The organism is Demequina maris (genome assembly GCF_000971155.1).
Classification (GTDB): domain Bacteria; phylum Actinomycetota; class Actinomycetes; order Actinomycetales; family Demequinaceae; genus Demequina; species Demequina maris.
The window spans coordinates 188,305-208,287 of sequence record NZ_BBLX01000005.1 but is presented as its reverse complement, the minus strand read 5'-3'; the positions used below and the strand labels follow the sequence as shown (position 1 = coordinate 208,287).

Annotated in this window: 14 protein-coding genes; 4 read left to right on the top strand and 10 right to left on the bottom strand. The window is 74.0% G+C overall.

All coding sequences use genetic code 11. From position 1 onward, the window contains the following. Window positions 1-353: 353 nt before the first annotated feature. Complete coding sequence (locus AOM02_RS07980) at window positions 354-1,274, top strand: phosphotransferase (protein WP_062298567.1); 921 nt, start codon at window positions 354-356, stop codon at window positions 1,272-1,274. A 6-nt stretch (window positions 1,275-1,280) separates the two neighbouring features. On the opposite strand, the gene AOM02_RS07975 is transcribed toward AOM02_RS07980, so the two are convergent. Genes AOM02_RS07975 through AOM02_RS07965 form a run of 3 tightly spaced genes read right to left on the bottom strand, consistent with a single transcriptional unit; the run spans window position 1,281 to window position 8,585 of the window. Continuing rightward, window positions 1,281-4,538 carry an ATP-dependent helicase gene (locus AOM02_RS07975; protein ID WP_082104974.1) on the bottom strand — a complete coding sequence of 1,086 codons (3,258 nt, stop codon included), beginning with the start codon at window positions 4,536-4,538 and terminating at the stop codon, window positions 1,281-1,283. Then, window positions 4,535-7,702 (bottom strand): UrvD/REP family ATP-dependent DNA helicase, encoded by a 3,168-nt coding sequence (locus AOM02_RS07970; RefSeq protein ID WP_062298562.1) that lies wholly within the window; start codon window positions 7,700-7,702, stop codon window positions 4,535-4,537. The genes AOM02_RS07975 and AOM02_RS07970 overlap by 4 nt, the downstream gene beginning before the upstream one ends. 49 nt (window positions 7,703-7,751) lie before the next feature. Continuing rightward, window positions 7,752-8,585: a DUF3152 domain-containing protein gene (locus AOM02_RS07965; protein WP_156156142.1), complete on the bottom strand. Its 834-nt coding sequence runs from the start codon at window positions 8,583-8,585 to the stop codon at window positions 7,752-7,754. Between the two features lie 50 nt (window positions 8,586-8,635). On the opposite strand from AOM02_RS07965, the gene AOM02_RS07960 reads away from it, so the two are divergent. Continuing rightward, a complete protein-coding gene (locus AOM02_RS07960) occupies window positions 8,636-8,854 on the top strand; it encodes a DUF3107 domain-containing protein (RefSeq protein WP_062298558.1) in 219 nt (72 codons plus the stop codon). 56 nt (window positions 8,855-8,910) lie between these two features. On the opposite strand, the gene AOM02_RS07955 is transcribed toward AOM02_RS07960, so the two are convergent. The 6 genes from AOM02_RS07955 to AOM02_RS07930 all read right to left on the bottom strand — a co-directional run bounded on the left by AOM02_RS07955 (window position 8,911) and on the right by AOM02_RS07930 (window position 16,953). Further along, the gene (locus AOM02_RS07955) at window positions 8,911-9,969 is read right to left on the bottom strand and encodes an ABC transporter permease (protein ID WP_062298555.1); all 1,059 of its coding nucleotides are present in this window, start codon (window positions 9,967-9,969) and stop codon (window positions 8,911-8,913) included. A 1-nt stretch (window position 9,970) separates the two neighbouring features. Beyond that, on the bottom strand, window positions 9,971-10,954 hold the full coding sequence (locus AOM02_RS07950; RefSeq protein ID WP_062298553.1) for an ABC transporter permease: 984 nt from the start codon (window positions 10,952-10,954) through the stop codon (window positions 9,971-9,973). A 1-nt stretch (window position 10,955) separates the two neighbouring features. After that, window positions 10,956-11,765 (bottom strand): ABC transporter ATP-binding protein, encoded by an 810-nt coding sequence (locus AOM02_RS07945; protein WP_062298550.1) that lies wholly within the window; start codon window positions 11,763-11,765, stop codon window positions 10,956-10,958. After that, window positions 11,762-12,616, bottom strand: coding sequence for an ABC transporter ATP-binding protein (locus AOM02_RS07940; RefSeq protein ID WP_062298548.1), 855 nt, complete (start codon window positions 12,614-12,616; stop codon window positions 11,762-11,764). Before AOM02_RS07940 ends, AOM02_RS07945 begins: the two co-directional genes overlap by 4 nt. 79 nt (window positions 12,617-12,695) lie before the next feature. Further along, entirely contained in the window at window positions 12,696-14,375 is a 1,680-nt protein-coding gene (locus tag AOM02_RS07935) for an ABC transporter substrate-binding protein (protein ID WP_369344556.1), read from the bottom strand. A 94-nt stretch (window positions 14,376-14,469) separates the two neighbouring features. After that, the gene (locus tag AOM02_RS07930) at window positions 14,470-16,953 is read right to left on the bottom strand and encodes a beta-glucosidase family protein (RefSeq protein WP_228373799.1); all 2,484 of its coding nucleotides are present in this window, start codon (window positions 16,951-16,953) and stop codon (window positions 14,470-14,472) included. Window positions 16,954-17,214: 261 nt separating this feature from the next. On the opposite strand from AOM02_RS07930, the gene AOM02_RS07925 reads away from it, so the two are divergent. Together AOM02_RS07925 and AOM02_RS07920 are read left to right on the top strand one after the other, a co-directional pair. Beyond that, window positions 17,215-17,859 (top strand): TetR/AcrR family transcriptional regulator, encoded by a 645-nt coding sequence (locus AOM02_RS07925; RefSeq protein WP_062298545.1) that lies wholly within the window; start codon window positions 17,215-17,217, stop codon window positions 17,857-17,859. 191 nt (window positions 17,860-18,050) lie between these two features. Then, entirely contained in the window at window positions 18,051-19,685 is a 1,635-nt protein-coding gene (locus AOM02_RS07920) for a DEAD/DEAH box helicase (protein WP_082104963.1), read from the top strand. A gap of 62 nt (window positions 19,686-19,747) precedes the next feature. Here the strand turns inward: AOM02_RS07920 and AOM02_RS07915 are convergent, their stop codons facing one another. Next, entirely contained in the window at window positions 19,748-19,975 is a 228-nt protein-coding gene (locus AOM02_RS07915) for an RNA-binding S4 domain-containing protein (protein ID WP_062298540.1), read from the bottom strand. Between the last annotated feature and the right edge of the window lie 8 nt (window positions 19,976-19,983).

Sequence of the window (19,983 nt, the reverse complement as noted above, 5' to 3'; positions counted from 1 at the left end):
CCCTCCCTGGCTCCCGCTTCCGCATGGGTAGACCTTGGTCGTTTTCCGGAGGTTCGCGCTCGTGAGGGGTAGATGGTGGTCGGTCACGGCTGCCGGACGACACTCACCTACCCCTGGCGTGCGGACATCTCCCGGAAGCGACACTGGTCTACCCATTCGCGGTGGGTAGGGGCAAGGAACGTCGCTCAGCTCCCCGCAGGAGGCGAAGATCTCCCCAGACCGTCGGTGAGTTCCCCGGAAGCCGGTGTCGGTGGGCGCGCGGGGGTGGGGGTCGGGGCGCACCGGGTGCATCGTGCCTGGCCCGTGCGGCGTGGAGCGTGGCGCGACCGCCCCGTTCGCTCTACCGTGAGCCTGTGCCCCGTTCACCGCTCGCGCTCGCAGCCCTGGCGTCCGTCGCCGTGCCCGGGCTCGACGTCTACGACGTGCTGCGCAGCCCGCACACGGATGCGGACTTCGAGGTCGTCGTGGTCAAGGACTCGACCGGCAAGAGGTGGATCGTGCGCGCGCCCAAGCGGGCCGCCGCGGGCGCCGCGCTCGAGGCCGAGAAGGGCCTGCTGAGCGCCCTCGCCCGCGCCAAGGAGGCCGGGCTCGTGTCGTTCGAGGTGCCGCACCCGGTGGGCGCCGCCGAGCTGTCCGACGACACCGGCCGCGCGATCGTCTACACCGAGGTGCCCGGCGCGCCGCTCATGCTCGCGGCGCTCCAGCCCGGGCCGGGGCTGGCGGCGACGGTGGGCCGCGCGCTCGCCGAGATCCACGAGCTGCCCGTCACCGTGATCGAGGACCAGGGCCTGCCCGGCTACACCGCCGAGGAGTACCGCGAGCGGCGCCTGGCCGAGCTCGACGCCGGCATCCAGACCGGCAAGGTCCCGCCGCGCCTCGCGGACCGCTGGGAGCACCAGCTCGAGAACGTGTCCTGGTGGCGCTTCGACCCGACCGTGGTCCACGGCGACATGGGCGAGCACCAGGTCTACGTGGCCGACGGCTCGGTCTCCGGGATCGTCGACTGGATGGACGCGCGCGTCGCGGACCCCGCCGACGACCTCGCGTGGCTGGTCGCCGCGGCCCCCGACGACGTGCTCGACTCGGTGGTCGAGGCGTATCACGGCCGCCGCCGCGAGATGCGCGACCCGCACCTGCTCGACCGCGCGCGCCTCGCCTCCGAGATGGCGCTCATGCGCTGGCTGATGTACGGCGTCCGGACGGACAACCCGGACGTGATCGCGGACGGCGAGGGCATGCTCGCCGACCTCGAGGCGATGCTGTTCGAGGACTGACCCTCCTCAGCCGGCCGACGGCGCGAGCAGCGCCTCGATCTCCTCTCGCGTGAGCAGCCGCTCCGGCCGCACCGTCGCGTCGTCGCGGACGTAGTGGAACGCCGCGTCGACGTCCTCGAGCGGCACCCCCGTCCACTCCGACCACGCGAGCCGGTAGACCGCGAGCTGCACCTCGCGCGCCGCGCGCTCGTGCGCGTCGCGGGGAGCGGAGCCGGACTTCCAGTCCACCACCGTGACCCTGTCGAGCCCGGCGCCGGCCGGGAACACCGCGTCGATGCGCGAGCGGATCGTCACGCCCCCGATGGGCACCTCCACGTCGACCTCGATGTGGCTCGGCGCGCGGCCGGCCCACTCGGACCGCGCGAATGCGTCCTTGAGCGCGTCGAGGTCGGCCTCGTCCTCGCCGGGCCCGAGGTCGTCCAGGGACAGCAGCGGCACGTGGCCGTACTGGGCCTCGATCCACGCGTGCAGCAGGCTGCCGCGACGCGCGGCCGGCGTCGGCTCGGCGGGCAGCGGTCGTCTCAGCTGCGCGGTGAACGCCTCGCGGTCCCGGCGCAGCGACACGAGGCCCGAGGTCGACAGGTGCGCCGGCAGCGCGACGTCCCCGACGCCGCGCTCACGCTCGCGCCGCTCCTCGAGCATCGCCGCGATCTCGCGGCCCAGCGGCAGCCGCGCCCAGTCGGCGTCGGCGGGGTCCTGCCCCGCCTCGGAGCCCGCCGCCAGCGCGCCGCGTACCTCGCAGGCGAGGGCGCGCCTCCCGAGCTGCGCGGGGGTGGGCGCGGGCGGCCAGTCCGCACGGACCTGCTCGACCGGGGCCGGCGCATCGTCGTCGGGGCGGGGCGCCCAGCCGTCGTCGGACAGCATGCCCAGCTCGACGAGCTCGCGCAGGTAGCACGACGGCGTCCGCACGGTCGCGCCGCCCACCCGCCAGGAGGCGGACAGCAGCACGTGCGAGCGGGCCCGCGTCACGGCGACGTAGAAGAGGCGCCGCTCCTCCGCGACGCGGTGCGCGCCGCACGCCTTCTCGAAGTCCTCGAGCGACTCGGCGAGGGTGCCGTGGTCGGCCGCCGAGCGCCAGTCCCAGTGCGGCAGGTCCGCGCGGTCGAGCCGCAGCTCGTACGGCAGCTCGACGCCGCGCCCGCGCCAGCCGGCGTCCGTGTAGTACGGGCGCCGCGAGGACGGCTCCCCCACCGACGGGAAGTGCCCGTCCACCAGGCCGGGCACCGCCACCACGTCCCACTCGAGCCCCTTGGCCGCGTGCACCGTGAGCACCTGCACGGCGCCGGGCTCGGGCTCCTTGACCGGCAGCTCGAGGCCGCCCTCCTCGCTGCGCGCGGCCTCGAGCCACGCGAGGAAGGCACCCAGCGTGGCGCGCTCGGCGCCCGCGGCGAACTGGCGCGCGGCGTCGACGAACGCGTCGACGTTGCGCGCGGCGCGGCCGTCGGGGCGCGCGACCGCGGCCTCGATGTCCAGGCCCCACGCGCGCTCGGCGGCGAGGATGAGCTCGGGCAGGGACAGGTAGGTGCGGGTCCGGATCGCGTCGACCGCGCGCTGCAGCCGGACGATGCGCCCGTGGGCGACGGCGCTCAGGGAGCGGCCCTCGCGCGAGGCCCAACCGGGGGCCGGGGGCGTGGCGAGCGCGTCGACGAGGCTCGACTCGCTGTCGCGGGACTCCCGCGGTCCCGCGAGCTCGCGCGCCCAGTCCTGCAGCGCGGCGAGGTCGCGGATGCCGAGGGCGATGCGCTCGGACGTGAGCAGGCGCATCGCGGAGTCGCCGCGCGAGGGGTCGTGCGCGATCTCGAGCAGCGCGACCAGGTCCGAGACCTCGGGGGTGTCGACGAGGCCGCCGAGACCCACCACCTCGTAGTCGACGCCCGCCCGCACGAGCGCCTCGACCATCGCGGCGAACTGCGCGCGGCGGCGGCACAGGATCGCGGCCGTGGGGAGCTCGGGGCCGGTGCGCAGCTCGGCGCGACGGTCCTGGACGAAGGCCACCACCGCATCGGCCTCCTGCACGTGGTCCTCGGTGACGAGGCCGGCGACGCCGGGTGCGCGTCGGGCGGGCTCCCGCTGCTCAAGGTAGGTGGCGCGGGAGCGCAGCGGGAGCACCTCGACGCGCGAGGCCTCGCGCAGCGGCGCGGCCGCCGCGTTGGCCACCGCGAGGACCGCGCCCTCGTTGCGCCACGACACCGACAGGCTCGCCTGGCGCACCTCGCGCCCGTGCGCGAACTCGTCGACGAACATGGGCAGCGCGCTCTCCGAGGCGCCGCGGAAGCCGTAGATCGCCTGGTTCGGGTCGCCGACCGCCATGACGTGGTGGTCGGCGCCGAACAGCCGCGCGAACAGCCGCAGCTGTCCCGGCGAGGTGTCCTGGAACTCGTCGAGGAGGATCGCGCGGTAGCGGCCGCGCTCGACCGCCTGAACCGCCTCGAGGCGCGACAGCTCGGCGGCGAACGCCACCTGGTCCGCGAAGTCGAGCTGCGACGCCTCGCGCTTGCGCCGCTGGAACTCGTCGACGAGCTCGGACACCGCCGCGAGGGTGCGCAGCTTCGCGACGCGCTTGGCGTGGTCGTTGGGGCTCCCGGTCCGGGTCGTGAGCGGTCCTGGAGCGCGGTCGCCCGCGTTCTTGGGCAGCTCCTCGAGCGTCGCGAGGGCGCCCAGGGCCCACGCGCGCAGCGCCTCCGGGGTGACGTCGTGGTCGCGCAGCTGGCCCGCGAGCCGCGAGATCGCCGCGGTCACGGTGCTGACCGCCGCGTCCGCGTCGAGGGGCGCGGTCCACGACGTCACGACGTCGGACGCCAGCTGCCACAGCGCGGCGGCGGTCAGCGTGGTCGCGTCGGGGTCGATGCCGAGCCGCAGGCCGTGCTCGGCGACCAGCTGCGCAGAGTACGCGTTGTACGTCGACACCGAGGCGGGCGGGCGGGACGGGTCCTCGCCGAAGGCGGTCGCGATGCGGTGCTCGGCGCGCTCGGCGATCTCGGCGGCGGCCTTGCGCGTGAAGGTGAGGCACAGGATCTCGTCGGGGCTGATGGGCGTGCCGAACAGCTCCTCCGCGTGATCGAGCAGGTGGACGATGCGCAGCGACAGGGTCTCGGTCTTGCCCGACCCGGCGCCCGCGACCACCAGCATCGGGTCGAGCCCGGCGCCGATGACGCCGGCCTGCTCGGGCGTGGGCGGGCGTCCGGTGACGAGCACCGCGAGCTCCTCCGCGGAGCGGCGCGCGCCCCGGACGAGGCCCTCGTCCGCGAGGTCCGCCTCGGTCATCCGTCCGTCACCTGCCTTCCGCTCGGCCACGCCGGGCACGAGCGCCGCACCGGGCACGCCGCGCAGCGGTCGTTCGTGATCGCCGTGAACGTGCCGCGCGCCATGGTGTCGACCGCCTCGGTGAGGCGCGCCTTCTCCTTCTCCACGTCGATCGCGGGCTGGGCGCGCTCGCTCGCGCCCTGGGTCGCGCCGCCGACGAACACGAGCGCCGCGCCGTCGGCCTCGGCGACGCCGTCGAAGCCGCCGTGGTCCGCGGCGAGCTGGTACATCGCGAGCTGCGCGTGCTGCTCGGCGTCCTTCTTCGACACCGCCTGGCCGGTCTTGAGGTCGACGATGCGCGCCTTGCCGTCCGTCACCTCGACACGGTCGGCGCTGCCGGCAACGACCGCGCGCCCGATCTGGACGCTGAACGGCTGCTCGACGCGGACCTCGCCCGCGCGCACGCCCGCGACGTAGCCCGCGAGGCGGCGGATCATCGCGTCGGCACGGTCCTTGAGGACGCGGTCGGGCCAGGTCTCGGTGCCGGCGATCTCGGGCCACCGCTCCTCGAGCGCGGCCGCGAGCTCCGCGTGGGTGCCGTGCGGCAGGGCCGCCGCGACCTCGTGCACGAGCGTGCCGAGGCTCTGCTTCTCGGAGGCGGCGGCGCTGCCGCCGGCCGTCTCCAGCGCCCACCGCAGGGGGCAGGTCTCGAGCGCCTCGAGCCGCGACGGGGACACCCGCACCGGCTGGTCGTCGTCCCACATGCCGACCTCCGTCGACGCGGCGGGGACCCCGTGCCACTCGTCGGGGTCCGCGCCCGCGACGCCCATGGCCGCCAGGCGTGCGAGCACCTCGACGTGAGCACGCCGGGCGTCGTCGGCCGCCTCGGCGGCGCCGGCCCGGACCGCGGCGACGGCGGAGCGCAGGTCCGTGACGCGCGGGGTCGCGTCGGCCCGCACCGGCTCGACTCCTGCCGCCGCGCCCGCCCACGCGAGGTAGCGCGAGGGGCGCTCGTCCTCGCCGTCGACGCACGTGAGCATCAGCCGGCGGCGCGCACGCGACACGGCCACCGCGAAGGCGCGGGTCTCGTCGTCCACGACGGCGCGGCGCGCGGCCCGGGCCCATGCGGCACGGGCCTGCGGCGCGAGCGGGGCGGCCTCGGCGCGGCCCGCGACGATCTCCGCGAGCTGCTGGGCGCCCAGGACCGCGTCCCGGAGGCGCGTGTCGGGCCACGCCCCCTCCTCGAGCCCGGCCACGACGACGGTGTCCCACTCGCGCCCGGCCGCGGACGCGGGCGTGCAGAACGCCACGGCGTCCTCGACGCGCGCCCGCGCGCCGAGCGTGTCGGGCGCGAAGTCCTGGCCCTCGAGGTGGTCGACGAACGACTCCGCGGAGGCGGACGGCATCCGCTCGACGTAGATCGCGGCGGCGCGCATGAGCGCGATCACGGCGTCGAGGTCCGCGTCGTCGCGCGCGGAGCCGGCGAGCGCGGCGGCGCGCCAGTCGTCGGCGACGCCGAGGGCGTCCCAGACCGCCCACGCCACCGTGGCCGGGGTGCCGCCCGCGGCCGCCGCGGCGCCCGCGTGGAGCGCGCGCGAGGCCCGCTCCGCGAGCCGTGCCTCGGGGGTGCCGAGGCTCGCCCAGCGCTCGGGGGCGGCGACCGCCTCGACGAGCAGCTCCGCGGACGGGCGGGAGCCGCCGCCGCGCCGCTCCTCCCGGACGAGCGCGCGGCGCAGCCGGCGCATCGCGACGGGGTCGATGCCGACGATGCGCGAACCGAGCAGCTCGACCGCCTCGGCCTCCTCCCACGCGGGCGTCTCGCCGCGCGCGAGCTCCGCGGCGCGGCGCATGAGGGTGAGGATCGGGGCTACCGCTGGCTCGGCGTGCAGCGCGGTGCCGTCGCCGAGAGTCTCGCACGGGATGTCCGCGGCCGCGAGGTCCGCGCGGATCTCCCGCAGCCGCGCGCTCGAGCGTGCGACCACGACCATCTCGCCCCACGGCGTCTCCGGGCCGTCGAGGCCGTGGCGCGCGCGGCGCAGCGCCTGCGCGATCGCGCGCGAGTGCGCGTGACGATGCGCGGCCACCAGGATCTCGACGCCCTCGGAGGTGTCGGGCGCGGGCACGGCGACGCGGGCCGACCCGGCCCCCGCCGTGCCGATGCGCCCGACCGCGGAGGCGGTCACGGCCGCGAGCGCGCCCGCCTGGCGATGCCCCGGGCCGAGCCGCAGGAGCGCGGCGCCGAAGCCGCCGGGACCGTCCGTGCCGGTCGCGGCGGCGAGCACCGCGGGGACCGCGCCGCGGTAGCCCTGCACCGCCTCGTCCGCGTTGCCCAGCAGCACGAGCCGCGCCCCTCCGGCGGCCAGGGCGCGGAGGAGGCGGATGCCGGCGCGGGTGAGGTCCTGGGCGTCGTCCACCACCACGAGGTCCCACGATGGCCGCTCGCCCGGCGCGTCCCAGCTCTCGAGGACGTGCGCGGCCTGCGCGACCACCACGGCGGGGTCGAATCGGGAGCCCTGGTCCGGCGTGAGCGAGCGCCAGCCGAGGACCGCGTCGTACTCGTCCATCACCGAGGCGGCCGCGCGCCACTCGGGGCGCCCCGTGGCGTCGCCGAGACCCGCGAGGCCGTCCGGGTCGAGCCCCGCCTCGCTCGCGCGCATCAGCAGGTCGCGCAGCTCGGCGCGGAAGCCCGCGAGCCCGGTCGCCTCGACGGGGACGGCGCCGCCCCAGTCGGGGACGCGCCCGAGCCCCGCACGATGGCCGTCGAGGAGCTCGCGGAGGATCTGGTCCTGCTCCGCGCCGGTCACGAGGACCGGCGGCGGGTCGCCGAGCGCGGTCGCCTGCGCGGAAAGGATCCCGTGCGCGGCCGACGCGGCGGTGCGCACCACCGGCGCCCCCACCGGCCGTTCGAGGGCGAGCGACACGCGGTCGCGCAGCCGCGCGGCGCCCGCGCGGGTCGCCGACAGGACGAGCAGTCGGCCCGGGTCGGTCCCGCGGTGCGCGGCCTCGAGCGCGAGCGCGCCGGCGAGCGTCGTCTTCCCGGCCCCGGGCGGACCCACCACGACGAGGTGGCCGGGCTCCCCGGGTCGCGACGGCGCGAGCGCGGCGTCGACGGCGGCCCGCTGCGCCTCGTCGAGCGCGGGCGGGGCCGGCACCGACGCGGCGGGCAGCAGGCGGAGCGCGGTCATGCGCCGATCCCACCAGAGGGGTCTGACACCGTCCGCGTCACCGCGCCGCTCAGCCGGACTTCTTGGCGTCGGGGAACGGCCAGGCGTTGGTGGTGCAGGCCTTGGGCATGCGGGTCTGGTCAGCCATCACGGAGGCCTGGCCGGACGTGCACTTCACCTGCTCCTCGCCGAGCACGAGGCCGGTCCCGTGGTTGAGGAGGTACGCGCGGGCACCCTTGCGGTTGTCGCCGTAGCGGCCGATCCCGGCCGTCCAGTCGTAGATCGACACCGGCACGATGCCCTGCTCGGCGCAGGTGGGGTCCTCGCCCGCAGGCTCGTCGGGGCATCGGGTGGCGATCGTGTACGGCGTCGCGATGACCACCTGCACGTCCGCGGCGCCGTCGGTCACGACGAACTGCAGCCGGCCTGCGGATCCCCACCCGCGCTGGTCCTGCAGGGTCGTCATGACCGAGGAGACGAGGGCCTCCTCGTCGACCGTGACACCGTCCTCGACGTCGATGCGGACATAGCGCGTGGGCCCGTCGGTCTCGTCGGGCGAGGCGGAGGGCCCCGTGGTGCGGCTGACGGTGGTGAAGGTGCCCTCGCCCTGCTCGGGCACGGTGGTGGTGACGACGCCCGCGGCGGCGTCCTGCTCGTCGAGCGCGCGGGTGATCGGTTCCATCGCGGGCAGGCTCACCTCGGGCTCGGGGCTCTCGGAGGGGCTGGCGGAGACGCTGGGCTCCGGCTCGGCGCTCCACGCCCGGTACCAGCTCGGTACCTGGCCGGTCACCCAGCCCGCGCCAAGACCGGCGGCGAAGCAGACGACCACGGTCACGAGGGTCACGAGGATGCCGGGGAGGGCGATTCCCCTGCCCGCGAACAGGCCTCCGGACCGCCGAGTCATCGCCCTAGGATAAGGGCAGACCTACGGCATCACGAGCATTGGAGGCGGCTGTGGAGATCAGGATCGGCGTGCAGAACGTGTCGCGCGAGATCGCTATCGACACCGACATGTCGGCGGACGCGGTCGCGGCGGCGGTGGCCGCGGCGACCAAGGGCGGCACGCTCGACCTCACGGACGCCAAGGGCCGTCGCGTGGTGGTCCCGGGCGCCGCGCTCGGCTATGTCGACATCGGCGAGGAGACAAAGCGGCGCGTCGGCTTCGGCGCGTAGCCGCACGCAGACGCTCACGAGGGCCCGGGGACGATGCTCCCCGGGCCCTCGTGCCGTCAGCGGCGGAGCGCCGCCTCGCGCTCCTCGGGCTCGGGCGCGGCGTCCGGCGGGGCCGCCGCATCGTCCGCCGTCCTGACCTCGGTGACGCCGCCGGTCAGGCTCATCCCCTTCTTGCGCATCGCGCGGGCGCGCTCGCCTGCGGACCGCAGGCGCGGGTTGACGTACTCGTCGATGCCGAAGTTCACCAGCGACAGCGCCATCCCGAGGATCGCGATGCAGAGGCCGGCGGGCACGTACCACCACCAGAAGTCGGGGAATGCGCCGTTCTGCTGCGCCCAGAACAGGATGGTGCCCCAGTTGAGGTTGGTGATCGGGATGACGCCGATGAACGCCAGCGTGGTGAGGCCGAGCACGGCCGCGGTGACGGTGCCGACGAAGCTGGACGCGATGATCGCGGTGAGGTTCGGCAGCATCTCGACGGCGATGATGCGCCACAGGCGCTCGCCGTTCGCCTTGGCCGCCTGCACGAAGTCGCGGTTGCGCAGCGACATCGTCTGCGCGCGCAGCACGCGCGCGCCCCACGCCCAGCCGGTGATCGCGATCACGGCGGAGATGAGCACGATGCTCGGGTTGTCGTACTGCGACGCCACGATGATGATGAGCGGCAGGCCCGGGATCACCAGGAACACGTTGGTGAGCGCGGACAGCGACTCGGAGCGCCAGCCGGACAGGTACCCGGCGGCGACGCCCACGAGCACCGCGACGAACGTCGCGAGCACGCCCGCGACGAGGCCCACGACGAGGACGCCGCGTGTGCCGTAGACGATCTGGCTGAACACGTCCTCGCCGAGGTGCGTGGTGCCCAGCCAGTGCTCGGCGGAGGGCGGCTGCTTCAGCGCGTAGAAGTCCTTGTCCAGGGGCCCGTACGGCGCGATGACGTCGCCGAGGATCGCGACGAGCGCGAAGATCCCGAGGATGACCAGGCCGGTGATCGACTTGGGGTTGCGGAACATCGCGAACGACTTGCCGAGCCGGCTCAGGCGCGTGGGCCGCTGCGGCTCGGTCGTGCGGTTCTCCTCCGTCTCGGAGGTGGTGGGGAAGGTCGACAGCGACATGTCAGGACTCCATCATCCGGGTGCGCGGGTCGAGGATCGCGTGGGCGACGTCGGCGAGGATGTTCGCGACGAGCACCGCGAGCGTGATCACCAGGAACAGGCCCTGCATGAGCGGCCAGTCCTTGGCGTTGGTCGCGTCGAGCAGGAGCTTGCCGACGCCGGGGTACGAGAACACGAGCTCCATCACGAGCGTGCCGCCCACGATGAAGCCGAGCGCGAGCGCGAAGCTCGACAGCTGGGGCAGGACCGCGTTGCGCGCGGCGTAGCGGGTCATGACGCGCTGGGGCGCGAGCCCCTTCGCCTCGGCGACCGTGACGTAGTCCTCGTCGAGCACCGTGATCATCATGTTGCGCATGCCCAGGATCCAGCCGCCGAGGGACGCGACGACGATGGTGACGGCGGGCAGCGTCCCGTGGGCGATCACCTGGCCGATGAAGTCCCACGACCACTCGGGCGACGAGCCCTTGTCGTACGCGTGCGAGGCCGGGAACCAGCCGAGAGTGGTCGAGAACACGGCGATGACGATGAGGCCCATCCAGAAGTACGGCACCGTCGAGAAGAACGTGGCGAACGGCACGACGTAGTCGGCCCGGCTGCCGCGTCGCCACCCGATGAGCGAGCCGATGCCGGTGCCGATGAAGAAGCTGAGGATCGTCGCGATGCCCACGAGCCCGAGCGTCCACGGCAGGGCCGAGGCGATGACGTCCGACACCGGCGCGAGGCCGCGGCTGAAGGACCGGCCGAGGTCGCCGTGCAGCAGCAGCCCCCAGTAGTCGATGTACTGCTGGAGCAGCGACCTGTCGGACTCCAGCCCGAACAGCGTCCGCAGCGAGTCGATCGCCTCGGGGTTGAACTCGCTCTGGTGCTTCTGCAGGTACGCGGTGATGGGGTCGCCCTTCATGAACCGCGGCAGGAAGAAGTTGATGGTGATCGCGGCCCACGCGGTGAAGGCGTAGAACGCGAGGCGGCGCAGCAGGAATCGCACGTCAGCTCCTCGTGACGGCGCGGCCCGAGGGGTCCGCGAAGTGCTTGTCGGGGTCGGGCGAGGCGCCGCGCAGCGCACGCGTGTACTCGTGCTGCGCGCGCAGGATGACGTCGTCGGCGGCGCCGCGCTCGACGACCACGCCGTGGTGCAGGACCATGATCTCGTCGGAGAAGTGGCGCGCGGTCGCGAGGTCGTGAGTGATGTACAGGACGCCCAGGTTCGACTCGCGCTGCAGGTCCGCGAGCAGGTTGAGCACCCCCAGCCGGATCGACACGTCGAGCATCGACACCGGCTCGTCGGCGATGAGCAGCTCGGGCCGCGACGCGAGCGCGCGGGCGATCGCGACGCGCTGGCGCTGACCGCCCGACAGCTCGTGGGGGCGGCGGTCGATGGTCGCGTCGGGGTCGAGCCGGACGCGCGCGAGCAGGCTCCGCACCTCGTCCTCGACCTGGTCCTGGGGCACGACGGCGTCGAGGCGCAGCGGACGCTCCAGGTGGTGGCGGATGGTGTGGTACGGGTTCAACGAGGCGAACGGGTCCTGGAAGACCATGCGCACCCGCTGGCGGTAGCGGCGCAGCCCGGGGCCGCGATGCGGGATCGGCTGCCCGTCGAGGAGCACGTGGCCGGAGCTCGCGCGCTCGAGCTGGGTGAGGATCTTCGCGATGGTGGACTTGCCCGAGCCGGACTGCCCGACGAGGGCGATGGTCTGGCCGGACGTCAGCGTGAAGCTCACGTCGTCGAGCGCGAGCATGTCGCCCGCGCCGCGCACGCGGTACCGCTTGCTCACGTTCCGGAGCTCGAGGGTGGTCATCGGGCGGCCTCCTGGGTCTCGGAGCCGCGCACGAAGTCGCCGCGCTCGCCGGTGAGGCTCGGGAACGACGACAGCAGGCGGCGGGTGTACTCGTGCTGCGGGTCCGAGTAGATGTTGAGCGCGGTGTCGAGCTCGACGATCGCGCCATCCTTCATCACGGCGATGCGGTCGGAGATCTCGAGCAGCAGCGGCAGGTCGTGCGTGATGAAGATGACGGAGAAGCCCAGCTTGGTGCGGAGGTCGGAGATCTGCTCGAGGATCTCGCGCTGGACCAGCACGTCGAGCGCGGTCGTGGGCTCGTCCATGATCATGAGCTGCGGCCGCAGGGCCATCGCCATCGCGATCATGACGCGCTGGCGCATGCCGCCCGACAGCTCGTGGGGGTAGCTGCGCAGGCGGTCGCGGCCGACGCCGACGATGTCGAGCAGCCGCGCGCACTCCTCCCTGCGCTCGCCCTTGGGCATGCGGGGACGATGCGTGGTGAAGACGTCCTCAAGCTGGCGGCCGATCGTGGCGACCGGGTTGAGCGCGTTCATCGCGCCCTGGAAGACCATCGAGACCTTGTCCCAGCGGAAGGCCCGCATCTGGGCCGCGTCGAGCGCGTTGATGTCGATGTCCTCGCCGGACTCGTCGTGGAAGACGGCGTGCCCGGAGGTGATGACGGCCGGCGGCTTGAGCAGGCGCTGGATGCCGTAGGCGAGGGTGGTCTTGCCGCAGCCGGACTCGCCGGCGAGCCCGAGGATCTCGCCGCGCTCGAGAGCCAGTGAGACGTGGCGGACCGCCTCGACGGGTGGGTCGACGTCGTAGACGACGCTGAAGTCCGAGACGGTCAGCAGGGTTTCCGTGGTCACGGGGGGCCTTCCGGATCGAGGGGGGTGCGGCACGGGTGGGACCGGCGAGGGGACGCCGGCCCCACCCGGGCGAGGGGGGTCAGCTCGCGGGCTCGAGGCTCGTGAGGATGAGGACGGCGGAGGCGATGGTCGGGTTCGGGTCCGCGTACGGGTCCTCGTCCGACGGCCAGCCGACGTAGTTGCGCGTGTTCCACTCGCCGATCGACGGGCGGGTGCCGACGGGGATGGTCACGACCTGGTCGACGAAGATCTGCTCGACCGTGTCGAGCGCCGCCTGGCGGGTCGCATCGTCCGCCGCCTTGGCGAACGCGTCGAGCGCCTGGGTGGCCTCGTCGCTGTCGAACCGGCCGAAGTTGTTGTTGGCCGGCTCGCCCATGGGCACGAGCCACTCCTTGCTCATCATCGACTTGTACATGTCGTACGGGGTCGCGCCGCCGTCGGTCCAGTGCAGGATGGCCTGGAAGTCGCCGATGGACTTGTCATTCCACCAGGTGTCGACGTCGGGGGTCTGAACCGTGGCCTCGACGCCGAGCGCCTTGACCGAGTCCGCGATGAGCGAGATGCCCGTCACGTAGTCGTTCCAGCCCTGCGGCACCTGGAGCTCGAACGTGACGTCGCCGCCGTCGGGGTCGACGAGGGTGTCGCCCGACCAGGTGTAGCCGGCGTCCTCGAGCAGCGCACGCGCGCCGTCGACGTCGACCGTGTAGCTCTGGCCCTGGAACTCGGACGAGATGTACGAGTCGCCCACCGGGGTCGGCATGCCGGTCACCGAGGTGAGCTCGGGGACGCCGCCCTCGCGCGCGATCTCCGCGTGCTTGGCGCGGTCGACGACCATGTTGACGGCCTTGCGGAACGCCACGTCGTCGAACGGCTTCTCGTGCAGGTTCATGTACATCGTGTCGATGGCCAGGCCCGGCGGCGCCCAGTAGATGTTGTGGTCGGCGTCCTTGTCGAGGTACGCGCTCTGGACGTTCGGGATGAACGCCTGCGCCCAGTCCGCGTCGCCGGTCGCGAGCGCGGTGGTGAGGGCGGTGTTGTCGTTGTACGACACGTAGTAGAGCGTCGGCACGGCGAGGTCGCCGCCCCAGTAGTCGTCGCGCGCGGTGAGCTCGACGGACTGCGTCGTGAAGCTGCTCAGCACGTACGGGCCGGTGCCCACGGGCTCGAGGTTGTCGGCCGTGGCGGGGTCGTCGACGCTCTCCCACACGTGCTTCGGGACGATGTACTTGTGCAGCACCTTGTCCTGCTTGACGAACATGGGCCCGTCGAACGTGAGCGTCACGGAGTCGCCGTCCTGGGTGACGCCGTTGAGGCCGAGGGCCGCGGTGTCGAGCTCCGGGTGGTCGAGGAACATCTGGAACGTGAAGGCGATGTCGTCCGCGGTGAACGGCTCGCCGTCGTTCCACGTCACGCCCTCGCGCGCGGTCACCGTGACCGACGTGCCGTCCTCGGACCAGGTGACGTCCTGGGCGAGCCACGGCTTGACCTCGGCGGTGGGGTCGATCGTGTTGACGAAGGCGAGCGGCTCGAGGATCGCGTTGATGTAGCCGAGCTTGAGGCCGGAGGAGTCTCCGACCCACGGGTTGTTGGACTCGGTCGCGATCGCGCCGTCGGGCTTGGCGATCGTGAGCGGGGCGCCGGCCTGCGGGGTCGAGCCGCCGGTCTCCGAGGGGTTGTCGGTGGCCTCGCCTCCGCCGGCGCAAGCGGCGAGCGCGAGGGTGGTGGCGACGGACATGGCCACGAGCGAGGACTTCCTCATCCTCATCTCCTTCTCCTGTGATGGGGCGTCCGGCGGTGCCGGAGCCGTTGACGTCGTTGTCAGTGATCCGCCCGGGCGGGCGGCGAGCCGCGTGCTAGCCGTCCCTCCTCACCGGTTCGGGCGCCTCGAGCCGGACCGCGGTGTCCAGCCGGAGGTCGCGCACGGAGCGCCCGACGCGCAGACGGTACCCGCCCTGGGGAAGCACCCAGGACGACGCCTCCGCGTCCCACACCTCGAGACGTCGGCGGGCGATGGTGACGCCCGCCTCGACCGTCTCGCCGGGCCGTGCGTGCACGGCCACGAATCCGCCGAGCCAGCGGGCGGGGCGCTCGTGCGCGCCCTCCGGGGCCTCGACGTACACCTGGATCACCTCGCGACCGTCGCGGTCGCCGGTGTTGGTCACGGTCACGTCCAGCGCGAGGTCGCCGTCGGCGCCGACCGTCACGGACGAGACGGCGTCGTAGCGCCAGTCCGTCCACCCGAGCCCGTGCCCGAACGGGGCGGCGGGCGACGCTCCCGACCGCTCCCAGCCGCGGTAGCCCACGTGGACGCCCTCGTCGTAGCGCAGGCTCCCCGCGTCCGGGACCGCGTGGGGCACAGGCACGTCGGCCTCGGACGCGGGGAGGGTCCAGGGGAGGCGGCCGGACGGCTCGACGGCCCCGGAGAGGACATCGGCGATCGCGTGCCCGGCCTCCTGGCCGGGGAACCACGCCCACAGCACGGTGCGCGCCCGCGCGAGCCAGGGCAGCAGGACCGGCGCGCCCGCGTTGACGAGCACGACCGCGTCGGGGGCGACGTCGAGCACCCGCTCGACGAGCTCGTCCTGGCGGCCCGGCAGCGCGAGGGTGGTGCGGTCCCAGCCCTCGGACTCCGACTCCTCGTTGGTGCCGACCACCACGACGGCCAGCTCGGCGTCGCGGGCGGCGGCCACGGCCGCCTCGATCTCCTGGTCCGCGGTGGGGCCGGGGAGCGCGTGGCGGGGCTCGGCGCGCAGGAACCGGCCGTAGCCGCCCGCGTCGATCACGGCCAGCGTCGCCAGGATCTCGACCTCGCGCGGCTCCGTGACCGCGACCTCGACCTCGACGCCCGCGGGGTTGTTGACCGACGAGTCGAGCACGCACTCGACACCGACCGGGACGTCGCTCGCCGAGGCCTCGACGCCGTCGATGACGACGCGGTGCGCGCCGACCGTGCCCACCGACAGGCGGTGGACGCCGGGCTCGTGCAGCCGCACGCGGACGATCAGGTCGGCCTCGCGGGCGTCGGGGTCGAGCGCGTCGGCCCAGCCGCGCCAGTCGGCGACCGCCGTGCGCGCGACCTCGGCACCCGCATCGTCCCGCTGCACGAGGATCGCGGTGCCGCGGCCGGGGATGTGGAGGCGCGGCGCGAGCGCGCGCGGGTCGCCGCCGCGCTCGAGGACGATGCGGGCCGCGGGCCAGCGCGCGGCGAGGCCCTCGGCGGGGGTCGCGACGTGCGCGGGGTGCACGGTCGACGAGCCGCCGCCGAGCACGTGCGGGCGGACGGCGTTCGGGCCGATGAGCGCGATCGTGGACGGCGCGGGCCGCTCCCACGGCGCGCGTCCCTCGCGGCGCAGCACGACCATCGACGCGGCGGCGGCGCGGCGGACGAGCGCCCGCAGGTCCTCCGCCGCGGTGATCGCGGCCGGCTCCGAGCCGAGCGCGCCGACGCGGTGCGCGAGCAGCAGGATGCGCGCGACCTTGTCGTCGAGCTCGCGCTCGTCGACGCGGCCGTCGGCCACGGCCGCGAGCAGGCGCTCGCCCCAGGGCCCGCCGGGGCCCGGCATGACGAGGTCGAGGCCGCCGGCCGCGGACGCCTCGGTGGTGCGGGTGGCCTCCCAGTCGGAGACGACGACGCCGTCGAAGCCCAGCTCGTCCTTGAGGACGTCCACGAGGAGGTGGCGGTGCGCGGTCATCGGGCCGGCCTCGACGCCGTCGTCGGCGCCGTTGTAGGCGGCCATGAGCGACCACACGCCGGCGTTGACGGCCTCCTCGAACGGCGCGAGGTAGACCTCGCGCAGCGCCTGCATCCCGACGTGGGACACGTAGGTGGTGCGCTCGGTCTCGGAGTCGTTGGCGATGTAGTGCTTCATGCACGCGGCGACGCCCTGGTCCTGGATGCCGCGCACGACGGGGACGCCGATCGCGGACGTGAGGAACGGGTCCTCGGAGAAGCACTCGAAGTGGCGCCCGCCCACCGGCGTGCGCTGGAGGTTGACCTGCGGCGCGAGCACCACGTCGACGCCGTGGGCGCGCGCCTCGCGGGCGAAGGCCTGGCCGACCTCGAAGGCGAGCGCGACGTCCCACGTGGCGGCCACGGCGCTCGGGGTCGGGAACAGGATCGACGTCTCGCCGTCGACCTCCCCCAGCCCGCGCACGCCCACCGGGCCGTCGGAGAAGGTCACCGGGCGCAGGCCCAGCTCGGGCAGCGCCTGGAGGTGCCACATGGCGCGGCCGGTGAGGAGGAGGACCTTGCGCTCGAGCGGCAGGGCGCGCGCCGCGGCGCGGCAGTCGTCGAGCGTGGCGTACGCCTCGGGGGCGGTCAGCGACGGCGTTGTCACCGGTGGGGCTCCTCATCATCGAGCGGTCCGTGGCCCCGCTTGGGGCCTCTGGCGTTAGAACTTACAATGCAGTCAGTAACAATTCCAAACCGGGGCGGCGAAGTGTTGCCGTTCCGTGACCTGCGGCGGTGCGCGATACCCTCCACACCACCTGCGTAGAGTGGGGCGTGACCGTCACGGCGGACCGGCCCCGCGGCCGCCGCGGGTCTCCGGCACGGGCATCCGCGCCGGTACGAGCGATGACGCGGAGCGAGGAACAGCATGCCGACCACGAGACGACGGTCCAGCCCGCGACCCGAGACGGCGGCACGGCGGCGCGAGATCCTCCAGGCGGCGCTCGAGATCTTCGGCCAGAAGGGCTACAACAACGGCCCCCTCGCGGAGATCGCCGACCAGGTCGAGATGACCCACGCGGGGATCCTTCACCACTTCGGCTCCAAGGACCGGCTGCTCGTCGAGGTGCTCCGCTACCGCGACGAGTCCGACGTCGAGGGCCTGGACGAGCAGCACATCCCGGGTGGGATCGAGCTGTTCCGCCACCTCGTGCGCACGGCCTTCACGAACGAGAGCCGGCCCGGCATCGTCCAGGCATACGCGGTGCTGTCCGCGGAGTCCGTCACGGACGGCAACCCGGGCCGCTCCTACTTCGAGGAGCGCTACACCGTGCTGCGCGGCGAGGTCGCGGACGCGCTGCGGGAGATGTGCCGCGACCGGGGCGTCGACGAGCCCGCGAACGTGGCACGCGCCTCCGCGTCCGTGCTCGCGGTCATGGACGGGCTCCAGGTGCAGTGGCTGCTCGACCGCGACAACGTCGAGCTCGCCGAGGCCTCGAGGTTCGCGATCGAGGCGATCGTGACCGCCGTGCTCGACCCGCGGCCCTCGCCGCTGGGCGACGACCTGCCCTGACGCGACGCGCGCATCGTCCCTCCCTACCGCCGGGTGAGGGGTGCCCGGTACACTATGTCCTGACCCGGGGCTGACCGGTCGTCATGTGAAACGCGGTACCGCTGAAGACAGCGACGAGCCGCTCTGAGGATGATTCGCGATCGGCTGCCCGCCATCGGCGCCCCGCGCGCCCCCGAATTCATCGGAGCACCATGACAGAGACGCACGCCAGCGTGCAGACGCCCGACAAGACGTTCGCCGACTTCGATGTGGACCACCGCATCGTCGAGGCGCTCGCCGACAAGGGCATCACCACCCCGTTCCCCATCCAGGCGATGACCCTCCCGGTCGCGCTGTCCGGCCACGACATCATCGGCCAGGCGAAGACCGGAACCGGCAAGACGCTCGGCTTCGGCATCCCCGCGCTGCAGCGCACCGCCGCCCCCGGCGAGGAGGCCTACGAGGGCCTCGGCGACGCCCAGGGCAAGCCCCAGGCGCTCATCGTCGCGCCCACCCGCGAGCTCGCGGTGCAGGTCGCGAACGACCTCGAGACCGCGTCGCGCAAGCGCGCCGTCCGCATCGTCCAGATCTACGGCGGCCGCGCGTACGAGCCCCAGATCGAGGCGCTGCAGAAGGGCGCCGACGTGATCGTCGGCACCCCCGGCCGCATGATCGACCTGCTCAACCAGGGCCACCTGGACCTGCGCTTCATCCGCACCGTCGTCCTCGACGAGGCCGACGAGATGCTCGACCTGGGCTTCCTGCCCGACGTCGAGAAGCTGCTCGCCGCCACCCCGGCGTCGCGCCACACCATGCTGTTCTCCGCGACGATGCCGGGCGCCGTGGTCGCGCTCGCGCGCCGCTACATGACGCAGCCCACGCACATCCGCGCGGCCGACCCGGACGACGACGGCGCCACCGTCAAGGCCATCAAGCAGGTCGTCTACCGTGCGCACGCGCTCGACAAGGTCGAGGTGCTCGCGCGCATGCTGCAGGCCAACGGCCGCGGCCTCACGGTCGTGTTCGCGCGCACCAAGCGCACCGCGGCGAAGGTCTCGGACGAGCTCCGCGAGCGCGGCTTCGCGGCCGGCGCGATCCACGGCGACCTGGGCCAGGGCGCCCGCGAGCAGGCGCTGCGCGCGTTCCGCTCGGGCAAGATCGACATCCTCGTCGCGACCGACGTCGCGGCGCGCGGCATCGACGTCGACGACGTCACGCACGTGGTCAACTACCAGTGCCCCGAGGACGAGAAGACCTACCTGCACCGCATCGGCCGCACCGGCCGCGCGGGCAAGACCGGCACCGCCGTGACGTTCGTCGACTGGGACGACATCCCGCGCTGGTCGCTCATCGACAAGGCGCTCGACCTGGGCTACCCGGAGCCGCAGGAGACGTACTCGACGTCGCCGCACCTGTTCGAGGACCTCGACATCCCCGAGGGCACCAAGGGCCGCCTGCCGCGCGACAAGCGCACGCGCGAGGGCCTCGAGGCGGAGACGCTCGAGGACCTGGGCGAGACCGGCAAGCACGCCGGCGGCGCCGGCCGCGGCCAGGGCGGTCGCGGTCAGGGCGGTCGCGGCGGCCAGGGTGGCCGTGGCGGCTCGGGCTCGGGCGAGCGCTCGGGTGAGGGCGGCGGCCGCAACCGCAACCGTCGCCGTGGCGGCTCGGGCTCCGGCCAGGGCGGCTCGACCGAGGGCGCGCCGCGCGAGCCGCGCGCCGAGGGCGGCCAGGGCGGCTCCGAGGGCGGCGAGTCCAAGCCGCGCCGCAGCCGCAACCGTCGTCGCCGCCGTTCGGGCGGCGGCGGCTCCGGCGAGGGCGCGCCCCAGGCGCAGCCGGCCGGCGAGTAATCGGCTTCATCCAGGAGGGGCGGGATCCGCGAGGGTCCCGCCCCTTCTGCCGTCCGGCCCCGTCAGGGGCAGACGCGGGCGGCGCGGCCGGCGAAGCTGACGATGTCGCCGTGGTGGAGCTGACGCCCGCGGCGGCGGTCCACCTCGCCGTTGACGGACACGTCGCCGTCGACGATGGCCGCCTTGGCGTCGCCGCCGGAGTCGAGGAGCCCGGCGAGCTTCACGAACTGGCCGAGACGGATCATCTCGTCGCCGATCGCGACGTCGTCCACGTGGGTCGGGTTGCTCATGCCCGCAT

Bases quoted from the DNA above. Each gene is read 5' to 3' on its own strand.
- AOM02_RS07925 (WP_062298545.1), top strand. From the start codon at position 17,215: ATGCCGACCACGAGACGACGGTCCAGCCCGCGACCCGAGACGGCGGCA.
- AOM02_RS07945 (WP_062298550.1), bottom strand. From the start codon at position 11,765: ATGACCACCCTCGAGCTCCGGAACGTGAGCAAGCGGTACCGCGTGCGC.
- AOM02_RS07920 (WP_082104963.1), top strand. From the start codon at position 18,051: ATGACAGAGACGCACGCCAGCGTGCAGACGCCCGACAAGACGTTCGCC.
- AOM02_RS07955 (WP_062298555.1), bottom strand. From the start codon at position 9,969: ATGTCGCTGTCGACCTTCCCCACCACCTCCGAGACGGAGGAGAACCGC.
- AOM02_RS07915 (WP_062298540.1), bottom strand. From the start codon at position 19,975: ATGAGCAACCCGACCCACGTGGACGACGTCGCGATCGGCGACGAGATG.
- AOM02_RS07965 (WP_156156142.1), bottom strand. From the start codon at position 8,585: ATGACTCGGCGGTCCGGAGGCCTGTTCGCGGGCAGGGGAATCGCCCTC.
- AOM02_RS07935 (WP_369344556.1), bottom strand. From the start codon at position 14,375: ATGAGGAAGTCCTCGCTCGTGGCCATGTCCGTCGCCACCACCCTCGCG.
- AOM02_RS07975 (WP_082104974.1), bottom strand. From the start codon at position 4,538: ATGACCGAGGCGGACCTCGCGGACGAGGGCCTCGTCCGGGGCGCGCGC.
- AOM02_RS07970 (WP_062298562.1), bottom strand. From the start codon at position 7,702: ATGACCGCGCTCCGCCTGCTGCCCGCCGCGTCGGTGCCGGCCCCGCCC.